At 36.4% G+C, this 12,583-nt stretch carries 13 protein-coding genes; 10 read left to right on the top strand and 3 right to left on the bottom strand.

The annotated features are described in order from the left end of the window. The first annotated feature begins 613 nt into the window (after positions 1–613). A complete protein-coding gene (locus F4V51_RS03790; protein WP_153976907.1) occupies positions 614–2,170 on the top strand; it encodes a hypothetical protein in 1,557 nt (518 codons plus the stop codon). A gap of 244 nt (positions 2,171–2,414) precedes the next feature. Further along, the gene (locus F4V51_RS03795) at positions 2,415–2,945 is read left to right on the top strand and encodes a hypothetical protein (RefSeq protein ID WP_153976908.1); all 531 of its coding nucleotides are present in this window, start codon (positions 2,415–2,417) and stop codon (positions 2,943–2,945) included. 337 nt (positions 2,946–3,282) lie between these two features. Here the strand turns inward: F4V51_RS03795 and F4V51_RS03800 are convergent, their stop codons facing one another. Continuing rightward, on the bottom strand, positions 3,283–3,582 hold the full coding sequence (locus tag F4V51_RS03800; RefSeq protein ID WP_153980547.1) for a toxin-antitoxin system TumE family protein: 300 nt from the start codon (positions 3,580–3,582) through the stop codon (positions 3,283–3,285). Between the two features lie 257 nt (positions 3,583–3,839). Between F4V51_RS03800 and F4V51_RS03805 the strand changes: the two genes are divergently transcribed. The 8 genes from F4V51_RS03805 to F4V51_RS03840 all read left to right on the top strand — a co-directional run bounded on the left by F4V51_RS03805 (position 3,840) and on the right by F4V51_RS03840 (position 11,161). Further along, a complete protein-coding gene (locus F4V51_RS03805; RefSeq protein WP_153976909.1) occupies positions 3,840–4,547 on the top strand; it encodes a Fic family protein in 708 nt (235 codons plus the stop codon). Between the two features lie 281 nt (positions 4,548–4,828). After that, a complete protein-coding gene (locus F4V51_RS03810) occupies positions 4,829–5,188 on the top strand; it encodes a hypothetical protein (protein WP_153976910.1) in 360 nt (119 codons plus the stop codon). A gap of 426 nt (positions 5,189–5,614) precedes the next feature. Then, positions 5,615–6,541, top strand: a complete 927-nt coding sequence (locus F4V51_RS03815) for a hypothetical protein (protein WP_153976911.1) — start codon at positions 5,615–5,617, stop codon at positions 6,539–6,541. A gap of 211 nt (positions 6,542–6,752) precedes the next feature. Continuing rightward, positions 6,753–7,505 (top strand): hypothetical protein, encoded by a 753-nt coding sequence (locus tag F4V51_RS03820; protein ID WP_153976912.1) that lies wholly within the window; start codon positions 6,753–6,755, stop codon positions 7,503–7,505. 596 nt (positions 7,506–8,101) lie between these two features. Further along, on the top strand, positions 8,102–8,728 hold the full coding sequence (locus F4V51_RS03825; RefSeq protein WP_153976913.1) for a MarR family transcriptional regulator: 627 nt from the start codon (positions 8,102–8,104) through the stop codon (positions 8,726–8,728). Between the two features lie 433 nt (positions 8,729–9,161). After that, positions 9,162–9,788 carry a DUF1643 domain-containing protein gene (locus F4V51_RS03830; protein ID WP_153976914.1) on the top strand — a complete coding sequence of 209 codons (627 nt, stop codon included), beginning with the start codon at positions 9,162–9,164 and terminating at the stop codon, positions 9,786–9,788. A gap of 331 nt (positions 9,789–10,119) precedes the next feature. After that, positions 10,120–10,692: a hypothetical protein gene (locus F4V51_RS03835; RefSeq protein ID WP_153976915.1), complete on the top strand. Its 573-nt coding sequence runs from the start codon at positions 10,120–10,122 to the stop codon at positions 10,690–10,692. A 187-nt stretch (positions 10,693–10,879) separates the two neighbouring features. Then, positions 10,880–11,161: a CPCC family cysteine-rich protein gene (locus tag F4V51_RS03840; RefSeq protein WP_416226511.1), complete on the top strand. Its 282-nt coding sequence runs from the start codon at positions 10,880–10,882 to the stop codon at positions 11,159–11,161. Between the two features lie 171 nt (positions 11,162–11,332). Here the strand turns inward: F4V51_RS03840 and F4V51_RS03845 are convergent, their stop codons facing one another. Next, a complete protein-coding gene (locus F4V51_RS03845; RefSeq protein WP_153976916.1) occupies positions 11,333–11,680 on the bottom strand; it encodes a hypothetical protein in 348 nt (115 codons plus the stop codon). 43 nt (positions 11,681–11,723) lie between these two features. Next, positions 11,724–12,002: a hypothetical protein gene (locus F4V51_RS03850; RefSeq protein ID WP_153976917.1), complete on the bottom strand. Its 279-nt coding sequence runs from the start codon at positions 12,000–12,002 to the stop codon at positions 11,724–11,726. Between the last annotated feature and the right edge of the window lie 581 nt (positions 12,003–12,583).

Genomic DNA, 12,583 nt, shown 5'->3' on the forward strand with positions numbered 1-12,583 from the left:
GAGGGCAACGGTGGAATGCGGGTTTGAGGGCTGTTTTTTAGCAGGAGTTTATTCATACTGAACATAGTAGGGACGAAAAAAGGAGAAAAGTTTATTTTCTCATTTTTCTTTGGACAAAAGAAGGGAATAGAGAGGGGCTGGGAAAGAAGACGTTACAGTCGCTGCACACTTGTTTTTTCTCGGATTCTGATATATTCAGTCGATAGGGGGAGGGGAGATTCGATTTATATCAAAGCTAAGGTTTTTTTGTTGTGGTTTATGCCATTTGTACGTACATTTTATAGTAATCAAAGAATAACCAAAGGTGCTTTTTGACTGTAACGAGTCTGCTTGCTTTGGGGATGGGGAAAAGGAAATAGAACTTCTAAAAACATACCTTTTCAGAAGTTTGTCCAAGAAGATCTAAATGGTGAAGGACAACGAGGATGTTATACCTAATTATCAACTTATTCAACTTTTGTGGAACTTTCATATCAAGGAAGAAATAAGCATTAGTTTTAATACTGTTTTCAAGTATCATGCAAAGCAAGAAATAATCTTCGTATTGGTAGTAAGCCGCATGAATGGGAGATAATAATGCTGGATAAAACTTCCCTGTTAAGGAGATGTGCTGATGACGGAACATGATGTACTAAATGTAAATTTAGATGTGCTTCGACAGCTTGATACCAAGTTAAGAAGATTTTCTTTAAAAGCAAAACTTGAGTTATGTCGTAAACTCTCACATATGATCGATGCCAGATTAGAGGAAAAAAACTTTATTTACTCAACTTTTTCGAATCCAGTCCATGAATCATATTTCAACGAATTAAGGTCGCACATTCATCTATTTGAGTTGGATTATATCTCAAGTGTATCTACAGTAAAGGGGGAATGGGATGGTTCATTGAAAAAAGAAATAAGTTCAAAGGAATTTAGAGATATTATTAATACACTTAAAAGGTACTGTCCCCCAATAATACATAAACGTGATAACGAAGATAACTATTTATTAGACTTATTTATCATAAGAACTGCATTTCAGCAATTTTCATATCAATGGCATCCGCTAATTCATTTGTATCGTTACAATTATTTATTTAACTATCATTGTGATACATTTAGTGTCAGGGACTTATTTTTACAAGAGTTTGGTGGCACATTTAATGAGTTTGTTAGTTTTATTACAGCATTATTTATGTTATCAAAAAATACGTATGGAGCTCCATTAACGAGAGAGCAAATAGTAAGAGAAATTGGAAAAGGGAGAGTCTTTACACAAGAAAAGGTATTACAGTTAATGAGTAAATTAGTAATGGATCGTGAGACTGCTATAAATAAGTACACTGAATTAAAATCGAAAGATGAACGAATGAGAGTGTATAACTATAATCCATATACTATGAAACCCGTGCTAATTGATGATGATAATGACAATGTCTTTCTTCCTGTACCACAATTGTTATTTCAAGCAATTACGTCAGGTTTTTATCATATGATGTGTTATAAATTTGGAAGGAGCTTTAGATCGAATTTTGGTAAATATGCTTTTGAAGAATATATAAACCATGTCCTCTCTTGGAAATCTGGGTACGATATAATTCGTGAATTTGAATATTTTATTAGTGGAAATAGACATGATTCACCAGATTTTATACTCGTCAAAGATCATGATTTGATTCTTGTCGAGATAAAAGCGACTTCCCCAAAAATACAGTTGAAAGATACAGATGTTGCTACATATATGGACGAATTACATAAGGCTTATGGTGTCGCAATTGTGCAATGTATTAAAAAGGAAAGGCATATAAGAGAAGGCTTGATTACACATTCGAAAATACCAAATGAAATTAATCGTATATTTTATCTTGTTGTCACATTGGAAGAGTTCTATTTTATTTCTACAGATAATATGAGATTAGCAATTACCCAATATTGTGAGAGTGAGGGTTTTCCTCTACCAGAAGGAAAAAGGTATCATACACTCGGTTCAGTAACATTGGAGCAAATAATTGAGACCGATGAACGGGATCTGTTTGCGTTCCTCAAGGAAAAAGAAGACTCAGCAAACTCAGATATGTCATGGACACTTTTAAGGGATTCTGATGAAATGATAAAAATAAGGGCAATTGAATTTTGGGAAGAAGAGATGGATTTTTTGACGGAAGATCTTTTTGGTGTTAATAAATGACGTTGTACGATTAAATGCTAATTTATACTGAAAACATGTCTTTTCGGAAATTTTCAGGGAATTAGGTGTGAATGTGTGATTCAATGAAGTAATTCATTGTGAAGAATTTTTCGGATAAACCTATCTATTTAAACGTATTTAGTGAATTAAGTAAATCTAATAGGGATATCAATGAAACTTTAATTGGATTTTGTGCAATGTTAAATGATAAATTGATAATAGTATAAGAAAGGTGAGTTGTATAATGACAATAGAAAGAAGTTTAACAAGACCAGTCAATAGCTATTTTTACCACTACTCATTTAGAAAGCAGTTCTTCAATGAAGATCAAAATTGGAATATAAGTATTGCAAGTGTAACTTCAGAACCTGAGAACCCATACATTTACAGTAATAACTTTTATGCTATGGCTATCAATCATGAATCTAATTTGTTGATCCCATGGATACACTATTATGCAACTGATGAGGACATGGCATTGGAAAAGATGAAAAAGCTAATCAGAAGAAAGATGAAAGTCTCAGATAATTCAGAGAAACAGTATGAAGAAACAAAAGCTGTAATGGATACTATTATGTCAAAACATTGCATCAGTTATAATAACGATCAAATAAAAGATTTTCCAGAACTAATTAATGGAAAGCTTTACGAAAATTACGTCTACTATTACGATGTTATAAAAGACGAAGTCTTTTATACAGAAATCTACAATTTGGATAACTTTTTAAGTGAGTCCCGATTTGCGGGGAAATATGCTACATTTTCAAACAGATAATTCACGTCCATTTCCCGAATAACTATCCCTAACTAAAATAACGAGCCTCAAACCTCCAAGGACTGGAAAATGCACGGGTTATTCCCCAAGCAGAAGTGAAAATTGAAGTGCTCACAATAAAACAAAATTACACTGGAGAACTGATCAAACTTCCGAACAGTCTTGGGATTTTTCGAATTTATGAAAGCGACCTGATATAGGCTGATTTTTTGTTGTTGATTAGTTGTCCATTACTTTAATAAACGGACTAATTTACAGCTGAACGGGTTTCAAGCATTTGCGCCTGAATTCGTTCGGCTTATTCTATCCACAAATCCCCTTATAATACTAACTACACTCATAACAAGAGATGAAATGTGACTATCCCCCTTACTATTGAGTGTAAATCCCTATGATTAAAGTTTGGCGTTTTATCCTCATTGTCATGATGAAACAATAACTTCCCATCTTTCGAAATCCAATCATAGCTGTAGCCCACGTTGAGCTTCTCGGTGATACAAAGCTTGGTATCGTCGATAAAAGTAATAGTTGCCCGCTGAATCCCCTCCGAACTCCGCTCTCTACTTCCGTCTGTGTCCTCCACTAATTTAATGGCAGGGCCAAACTTCTTTGTTAAGACTTCAAGGTCGGTCAACATCTCCAAACTAACTTCACTCCTCTGTGTGATCGTTAGATCATGTATATTACCATTTTGAAGAAAAAGCAAGATGGAGCTCAGATTATATTCATATAGTTACAAATGTAACGACATCGAGATTTTATTTGACGTAATCAAATTCCTTGAGTATTGTCATACAAAGCGAGTCTGTAAAGATCGTATCTTAATGTGAAATGAGGAAAAGAATGTGATGGCTCTGGCAATCCTCAAGTCTTTTAGGAGCGGGGGCATAAACGATGCATCTTCCAAAAGAATATTTGGATGATCTTTTAGTACGTATGACTCATCATTCATGTACATTAGAAAGTAACAATATCACACTAAGTGAAGCTATTTCCATCCTACTTTATCGAGTGATTCCTGGCAAAATTTCAGTTCGTGAATTTTACGAAATAGAAAATCATCGGTTAGCTTTTAAGTTCATTTTTGATAATATCGATCAAGAACTTACGATATCATTAATCCAAGACATTCATTCGATTCTAATGGATAGACTTCACCATGAACAAGGGCAATTCAAATCAGAGCATAATGCATTTGTAGGAGAGAAATTCTCTACTGCCTCTCCAAAAGAAATAACGTCCCTTATGTATCAATGGGTTCAAGAGCTAAACAACCAAATTAAACAAGTGAAATTACCTGATGATATTATTTTCTCAATCTGTTCCAGTCATATTGAATTTGAACGAATTCATCCATATGGGAATGGACGAACGGGTAGATTAATTATGATGCATCAGTTTTTGCAAAATCAAATTTTGCCCCTTGTTATTATAAAAGAGCACAAGCAAGAGTATTTTCATTTTCTCGATAATCAAGATGCAGAAGGATTTGCTGTGTACGCTAAAGCAACTATAGATAAAGAACAACAGCGATATAATGCATTCCTAAATTCTCTTTCCAAAGAGAAAGGTGGAGAGACTAATGGAAAAAAAGGAAGATAATTTTGACGATGATTTCGATGATGGTATATATGCGGTCCCAAGACCGAAGCGCTGCCGCAATACAGCATACGCAGAATTGCACAGTAGATGGAGAAATATAAGATAGGATGTCCGTTAAGTGAAGATGAGTTGGAACAATTCATGATTGAGCCGAGAGGATTTATTCGCAGACAAGTCAAGACGACGACAATTATAGCTTCTTACTTATCCATATCTGGCTTAAAGGTTGAAGAAACATGAAAGTAGGAAGAAACGGGATACTGATTATAAGGAGAGGAGCGATGTCTATGGTTAATTATTATGATCATCAGCAAACCGTTAAAGAGTGCCTATTAGCATTTATGCGGCAAAAGGGTTACTCAAGGTTAACCTTTTCAGAATTAACGAATATACCCAGGAGAGCTATTAATCAACTAATGCTTCAGGGCGGGGAAAATATAGATAAATCGGAATACAATGCTTATATTGTGCAGATCAATCAGACATTTAATTTTGCTGAGGACTACTTACTAACAACGAGAAAAGGTGTAAAGTCGTCGACGACAATTTCTTCGCTAAAAAGCGAAAGAAGCCCAGAAGCAGAAGAGGCGCATTTTGGACTGGAATGCGTCTTGGACATCTATTCGATGTATATCAAATGAGTATTACGTAAATCTTTGATTGTTAGGGATGTGCCCGATTAAATGCTGAGAGAAGCACTATCAAAATGTATCTGCGGTGAGCGATTTTCAAACGGTCCCGACAATATTCGCTTTGCAAAACAAGTAAAAGAGGCGGTGGAAATGGGAATAAAAAAGATACGGTTTTAAAGATGTGAGAAAAGCAGAAGCCAAGGGAGTGACGATGGGAGGTTGAGATGCCCGAATTTCACATGGCTGAGGACTCGCTGAGGCGGGTCCTTTGTCTTTTTGATATCACGTTGGAAGTGGGTTTTGTTCACCAATTCGTTAAAAAAACATAAAAAAAGCGTGTGAAAAGAAACCACTGATACATGCCTGTACAAACCATAAATGTGGATATATAATTCGTTCATAACGTCAGGTATTACATAGAATGGAGAGCTTTGTATGAGAGAATTAAGTTACTATAGGAAGAATGAAACGGGTCTATTGGCACAATATATGGATTCCATTATTGATGCATCTGGTTTGGTGAAAGATATCGATTTCGAGATTGTATCAATGATAGTGATGGACAACGAATTTGATACATTTTCATTGGGTGGCTTTCTTGGGAGCACAAGCAATAAAATATTCAAAAGTAGCACTGGTTTTTTGGATCAAGCCAAGAATGTTATTAAAGAACAGGGTAAAGAAAAGGATTTGATGTGGGTAGCTCCAACTCAAAATGTAGTCAGAGGCAATGTTAAGTTTTATAGGATTAAGGGTGGTATCGATTATGATTTAGCGGCGGAAGTCGGCTTAGGAGTTGTTTCGTATAAGGACGAGTTTATGATTTACTCACCGCAAGGAAACGACGACCCAATGGATGTAGTACATGAAATGATTAAGTTGAAGGTATATCTTCAATTGATGCATCCAGAAAACGTGGATATGAAACTTAAAGAATCTTTTGATAAAAATGCTGATTTAATACAATCCTTGCTACTTATTAATTCTTGGAAACACATGGAGCGATTGGAGGATATTATATCTGATGATGGGGTCATTGCAAAGGAAACAGATGAAAAGTTGGAGAAACCCAAATTAAACCGTACAGAGCGTATCACGAGTGGGGATATCCTATACATTCTCACCTTTTTAAACGGAAGAAAGGTTGAACGCTACGAGGCATTAAAATTCTTAAAAAATGTTGATGATTGTATCCTTGACGATGTTCAGAATGGTTCCCTAAAAGCGATTTATACAGCATCTAAACAGAGTTTTTTTAGATATGTCAATTCAAAATACACTAAGCTATTAGAAAATAGAGATATAAGAACTTTTCAGGAATTAGATGATTATGCAAATCAATACGTAATTAATCATTTCTGAATGTCGGACGAAAAATATAGAAAGTGAGAAATGTAGTTGCTGGACTGTTACAAGTCTGCACTCCATTACGTCAATTTTGCTTCAGCGGATAATATGCATGAATCCTTATCATGAGGGGTGACAGCAGGATATTAAAAGAAGTTGGGACCATGATTAAAGATGCAAATAAAGATAATATGGAGACTTCACTTTACATGGAGGGAATTTTCTTATGGAGATAACTGATGGAATAGGTTATTCCCAATCAGAGATTAATTTAAGATTTGACCACGGCTTTATTGTTAATAAGATAATGAAATTTGAGGCTAATTTCCAAAGAGATGAATTAGCAATACTATTATTTAGAAAAAAGAATGAATTTTTATTTAGGGATAAGTTATCCTACCTAATTCAACAAGATATTCAGCACTATAACTATATAGTGACCCCAGAATGGAAGGCAAAGAAGTGGGGGCAATGTGATGGAAATCCATCATTTGATGTGGCAATATTAAAAGAGAAATCGGTTGAGCAAGGGTATCACAACCATCAATACATTCCTCACACATTAATAGAAATCAAAAATGCATATTCTCCGTTTATTTTAGGATACGAAGCAAGTGATAGTATATGGAAGTACAAAAATGGTGGGGGATTAGCTTCTGACATTAAGAAAATGTGTGATGCCAGAAGGGGGCACGCAGGCATCGTTGACTTTCATGCAATTCTTGCAGTCAACTGTCCTCGAAAGCATCGTTCAGAAAAGTATCGATTTATTGCTTCTGATACCCCCAATTATACGTCATTAAACAAGCTAATGATTGGTTATAAAAATGACTTTAGTAGAATAATCGAAGATTTAACAATTAAACTTCATGCTGAGGCGGAAAAGTTCAATCCTACTGACATTTCGTTTGTAACACTCTATGGTGGTCAAGCCTATGAAAATGAAATGGACATTGTATTCATGATACTTTCTTTTTAGACTGCATTTGTAGATAAAAGAAATACTTGTACCTTAATCAGATCTAAACTATACTATTTCTAAAATCATATAATGTTCGGGTTTGTCAGAAGCACCGCAGTTCTCCTTTCATAAGGGGATGTTGCGGTCTTTTTGCGTTTCCGAGACAAATTGGAGGATAGAGATTATGAAATGCTGTACTTTTTGCTCGAAAGAGGCTGAGAAGTTGTTCAATCACATGACGCATGATATAGGGTCGCTCTGTCTTAATTGTTACTTGAAATTTCAGGGGTCATGTGCGGTGTGTAGTGAAAGTCCATGCCTGATGTAGTTGCATGAAGGGATTAAATACAGAGTGGAGTCAAAGTTCATCGGCTTGGGAGAGAAAAATAATATTGTATTTGATGGTTATTATGCAGAAATTCGTCGTGGTTTTCCATAAATGATGGTATGAGATGGCAGGAATAACAGTGGATCGGGAAATTGAGTGATATGATAGGTAAGCGTTGATTAATACCAATCACAAACTAAGTCACAACCCCCAATTATTTACGGAGATTATGGAGGTAGCCTATAATAGAACGATAGGGAATAACTGGAGTAGGGAGAGTGGGGACATGACTTTAAAGGATAAGATCATCAGTTATCTGAAAGACAAGGATGGCTTGACCGATCGTGAAATTGCGAATGGGATATTGGGTTTAAATGAGCCTCAGCAGGCAGTAAACCAGGTATGCAGGGCTTTGGAAGGCAAAGGGTTGATCAAAAGGGAAAATCGTAGAGATGGATTAATCGGCAACTACTTAGTGACTGAGGGCATGCATTCTGTGCCAACTCCAGTCGTTAAGGCAAAGCAGATGACGGTGGAATTCTCGGTATTTAAAGAAGATAATCTCAAGCAGATTTTGAAGGACTACTTACAAGCAAACGGTTGGGAAACCCAAATAGCTTGGGGGAAGACGCCTGGAATCGATATCTATGCCAATAAAGGAACAGAAAGATGGATTATTGAGGTCAAAGGGTTAGGATCCTTGAGTGCGATGAACGTGAATTACTTTCTTGGTGTACTGGCTGAAACGCTTCAACGAATGGATGATCCGAATGCAAAATATAGTATTGCATTACCCGATGTGAGGCAGTTCCGTAATCTTTGGGGTAGGCTTCCACTGTTAGCAAAGAAGCGAACTGGAATTACAGCAATATTTATTGATGAGCAGGGTAATATCGATGAAAGTGAAAATTAATGCTCCTTCTTCAGTTCTGCATAAATAAATATCTAAAAAGATTGTTCAAAATATCAAGTTGATTTGTAATTCACCATGTCAGACAATCCCAGAGGTATGACACCGATTCCCTTCTATGCTTGGTATTTTGCAGATTGCGTATGTTTCTTTACAGTCGTTTTACGTTCAAGATTACAATTAACGCCTTCGCTTTGCACTATTCTAATGATTGATTGGCAGTCATCATGCGGAAGCCTCATACATAAGATAGATTGCATCCAACGTACTAAATACAACAAAGCATCGATATACGAGGATCATCTTCACTGAGATGCATATTCGTCATATTAATTGATGTTAACCATCCAAGTCAGGTACCGCACAACACTTTAATGCGGTAAACTACTGGAATATTATTCTTCTAAATAAAAGCTTTTATAAGGGAGTGATACGAATGAAGATGGATGCGGTATTTGATCCAACAAAGAAGTACAGATATTTGCTATCTCGTGAGTGGGATGCTTCTTTGCCGAGGTTGTTATACGTCATGTTAAATCCCAGCACGGCAAGTCATGAAGAGGAGGACCAAACCTCTAAACAGTGTCTTTATTTTGCCAAAAAGTTTGGCTTTGGATCGTTAGAAATCGTTAATCTATATGCTATCATTTCAACAGATCCAAATCAGCTCAAATTCGTGCACGATCCAATTGGTGATGAGAACGATAAATTCATTCTTGAAGCCGCAAGTAGAGCAACGACAATTATTGTTTCTTGGGGAGAAAAGCATTTTATCAATCAACGGCATAATAAAGTTGCGAGACTTCTCACCTCCAAGGGACACCAACTACACTGCTTGGGTATAGCTAAATCAGGTCATCCAAGACATCCCTCCCGCATGAGTCATAGCATCGAATCTCTGACTTTATATTCAACAGACGATTATTTGAGAAAATTGCATGCACCTCAGAAAGTCATTTCGTTAGTGCCCACTATTATGAACAGTAAATTGAAGAGTCCAGATGGATATGATCCAGTTACAGGATCCGATTATGATTTTCACAAGGATGTAATGGAGGATTGAAATAATCATTTGTGTTGATGTGGTTTACATTGTAACAACATCCAAATTCTTGTTGACTGGCTAAATGCGATATAATATTCTCATATGGAAAGTGATAGGTGCTCGGTCATGGATGACTGGGCACTTTTTTATAAAACTTCATTTTAAACGAGGACAAAGATGATGGCTAAGGTAAATCGGAAACCTAAAAAGGATTTGAAATACGAAATGCAGACAAGAAAGATAGGACAAAGAGAATTAGAAATGACGCAAGAAGCATTATGTCTGTTGAGAAATCATAAATATCTGGTTCTTGATTGTTATTTGAGAAGGAAACGAGGAGGGAAGGGAATTGACTGACGAGATCCACCAATTAATAGACATTCATGATCGAGCTTCTGCTAATGAATGCCTCAGAAGGAGAGATGAACGTAGGCGTCGGCTTATTGCTTCTCGTATGTTGCAGTTGGGTGAGCGTGATCATAAGTATATCAAACAAATTACTCTTTGCCGTATAGAAGAAATTGAAGGATTAAAGACATACCTGACGATGGAGCAAGTAATGCATGAGCTTGGGTTATCAGAGATGAGTTTAAAAAAATACATCCGACAATGTGGACTAACTGTTTATAATCGAATGATTCCTCGATATGCGATTGAACTTGCGAAGGATTCTGTTTATGGAATTCTGATGCAGAAAGAGTATCAGGATAAAAAGTTGAAAACACAAACCCAAGAAGAATACCTTCTTGAGATCCAAGAACGAATTGCTGAGTATGAGGAAATATTTTTAGGAGGATTTTGGGAGTTATATGGACATTTAACTGATGAAGAGTTAGATTTAATGGACGAAGGTATGGAAATTAAGGCTTGGAAAGTCTTAATTGAGGAGTTGCGGGAAATTCAATCAAGAATAGGGGAGTGAGATACGATGCGAGCTAAGATCGCACCTATGGGGAAAAAGAGAATCACACATCTATCGAATAAGTCAACGACAAAGATATTCTCCGAATTGACGTCGATGAATTGGACCGATCAAAGGCTTATTACCTTCAGAAAGTATGGAGGTTTCCGATACAGGTGGGTCATTCCTTCAACTTTTATAATTTGAGGTGAGTAAGATATCTAAATATACTTGTCGTTGCTGTGGATACATTACTTTAGAAAGTGAGATTCATGATATTTGCTCCATTTGCTGGTGGCAGGATGACCCTGCTTGCTGGAATGACCTTGACGCAAACGGAGGAGCTAACGGAAGCACATCGCTAAGACAAGCTAAAAAAAACTATATTGAGTTTGGAGCTTGTGATGAATGCATGCTTGACCTTGTACGTGCTCCAAGTATTGATGATGTTTGGGACCTCAAATGGAAACCATTTGAGGTCAATAGGTAATGATATGCACGCTATTTATTTCTCCCCGCCCTCTCGCTATAACATAGGAATTCAAAAAAAAGCAGTAGGGAGCTACTATGGATTTCTGTTTCCAAGCACCAGGAGAGAGTCGAGCGATATTTCGAAATGGACGAGACTCATTTGAATGATTTAGAGCGGCAATCGTTATGCTTATCCTCTCCTCAGCATTTCCCTGATCAGTACGTAGTCATCGGAGTTCCAATCCCATATAAAGACTCCTTCCCTACAAACTAAGTGATCTTCCCATGGATAAAGCTCATCATCACAGGACGGTTTCCCATCGCTGTCGAAGCCTGTTTCTAATGCCTTCTTCTGCTCCTTAATTTCCTCCCGCAGAGCTTCGATACTTGTTAATTCGAGATGATTGATAATTGTAAGCACTCCTACAAGTCCTTCACTGTTATCGCAGTACATATATTTAATACTATTATCATCTACTTTTGCTTGATTTTGTAAATTAAATGTTCTCCAGGCATTAAGTTCAATTTTGTTATTCATTTTGAATTTCCTTTGATTTTTTTTTTTTTTTTTTGGATGGTTCTCATCTTATTTCAGAAGAGGTAGTATCCTTTACGATCTCATATTCTCCTTTCAATGTGTGTACAAGTCCCAACTTAATAGAGTAAACTGTCGTGTTGCAGTGGTACATTTCTCTAAAGGCATATAGTTTGCCGTCTTTTTCGTAAAGGTCTGTGGAATCGGTCCTGAATTTTCGGTTGTATTTAACCTTACCGATCTCCTTATACCCCTTGTCTGCTAAGGCTTGAGAAGCAAAATAATAATGCTTACTGTCGTCAGTTTTTATAGTAATTATCTTCATGGTGTCCCCCCTCTAAGTGTACTAAAGGGTCGTAATTGCCTCTATAGTATCTTATGCACTTACTTAACTATGATAATTAATCATCAAACGATAAGTAGAGAGCGTTGGTCGAATTAGGTTTGACCACTTCTCTGCCTTGATTGATTCAAAAATTTCCACCATGGGTGTTTTTACCTTTCTGTAATAGTAGTACCATATTAAACGATGAAATGAGGTTCAGGTTGCACCCCCTTGAAATTTTTTGGGAACTGATTGATTGGAAAAAAATACCAATAGCCGTCTTTTTACTTATAGTAGATTAAGCGTAAGCGTATAGAAGCTCATTTTAGGTCATGTTTTGTTCGAATGCTTTGTTGTTCAATGCCAGTATAATGAAGAGAGGAAGGCAATCGAGATCTAAATGTCAGTTGGCAAAGGTTTTGTGAGAAATCCGTCAAGAATTTCGAAGTTTGATAAGAAATGCTCGAAGATAAGGTGAGTACGAAGAAAGGGGCATCGTAGTCGTAATTAGGTATGGCTGTGCCAGTCTAATTCAATCAAACATATACTTGAAAGCCATAGTGCTGTATGTATTTTGTTGC

The sequence above is a fragment of the Paenibacillus xylanilyticus genome, from assembly GCF_009664365.1.
Lineage (GTDB): Bacteria > Bacillota > Bacilli > Paenibacillales > Paenibacillaceae > Paenibacillus > Paenibacillus xylanilyticus_A.

Coding starts and splice junctions, on each gene's coding strand:
- F4V51_RS03790 (WP_153976907.1), top strand. CDS start 614: ATGACGGAACATGATGTACTAAATGTAAATTTAGATGTGCTTCGACAG.
- F4V51_RS03795 (WP_153976908.1), top strand. CDS start 2,415: ATGACAATAGAAAGAAGTTTAACAAGACCAGTCAATAGCTATTTTTAC.
- F4V51_RS03800 (WP_153980547.1), bottom strand. CDS start 3,582: ATGTTGACCGACCTTGAAGTCTTAACAAAGAAGTTTGGCCCTGCCATT.
- F4V51_RS03805 (WP_153976909.1), top strand. CDS start 3,840: ATGCATCTTCCAAAAGAATATTTGGATGATCTTTTAGTACGTATGACT.
- F4V51_RS03810 (WP_153976910.1), top strand. CDS start 4,829: ATGTCTATGGTTAATTATTATGATCATCAGCAAACCGTTAAAGAGTGC.
- F4V51_RS03815 (WP_153976911.1), top strand. CDS start 5,615: ATGAGAGAATTAAGTTACTATAGGAAGAATGAAACGGGTCTATTGGCA.
- F4V51_RS03820 (WP_153976912.1), top strand. CDS start 6,753: ATGGAGATAACTGATGGAATAGGTTATTCCCAATCAGAGATTAATTTA.
- F4V51_RS03825 (WP_153976913.1), top strand. CDS start 8,102: ATGACTTTAAAGGATAAGATCATCAGTTATCTGAAAGACAAGGATGGC.
- F4V51_RS03830 (WP_153976914.1), top strand. CDS start 9,162: ATGAAGATGGATGCGGTATTTGATCCAACAAAGAAGTACAGATATTTG.
- F4V51_RS03845 (WP_153976916.1), bottom strand. CDS start 11,680: ATGAATAACAAAATTGAACTTAATGCCTGGAGAACATTTAATTTACAA.
- F4V51_RS03850 (WP_153976917.1), bottom strand. CDS start 12,002: ATGAAGATAATTACTATAAAAACTGACGACAGTAAGCATTATTATTTT.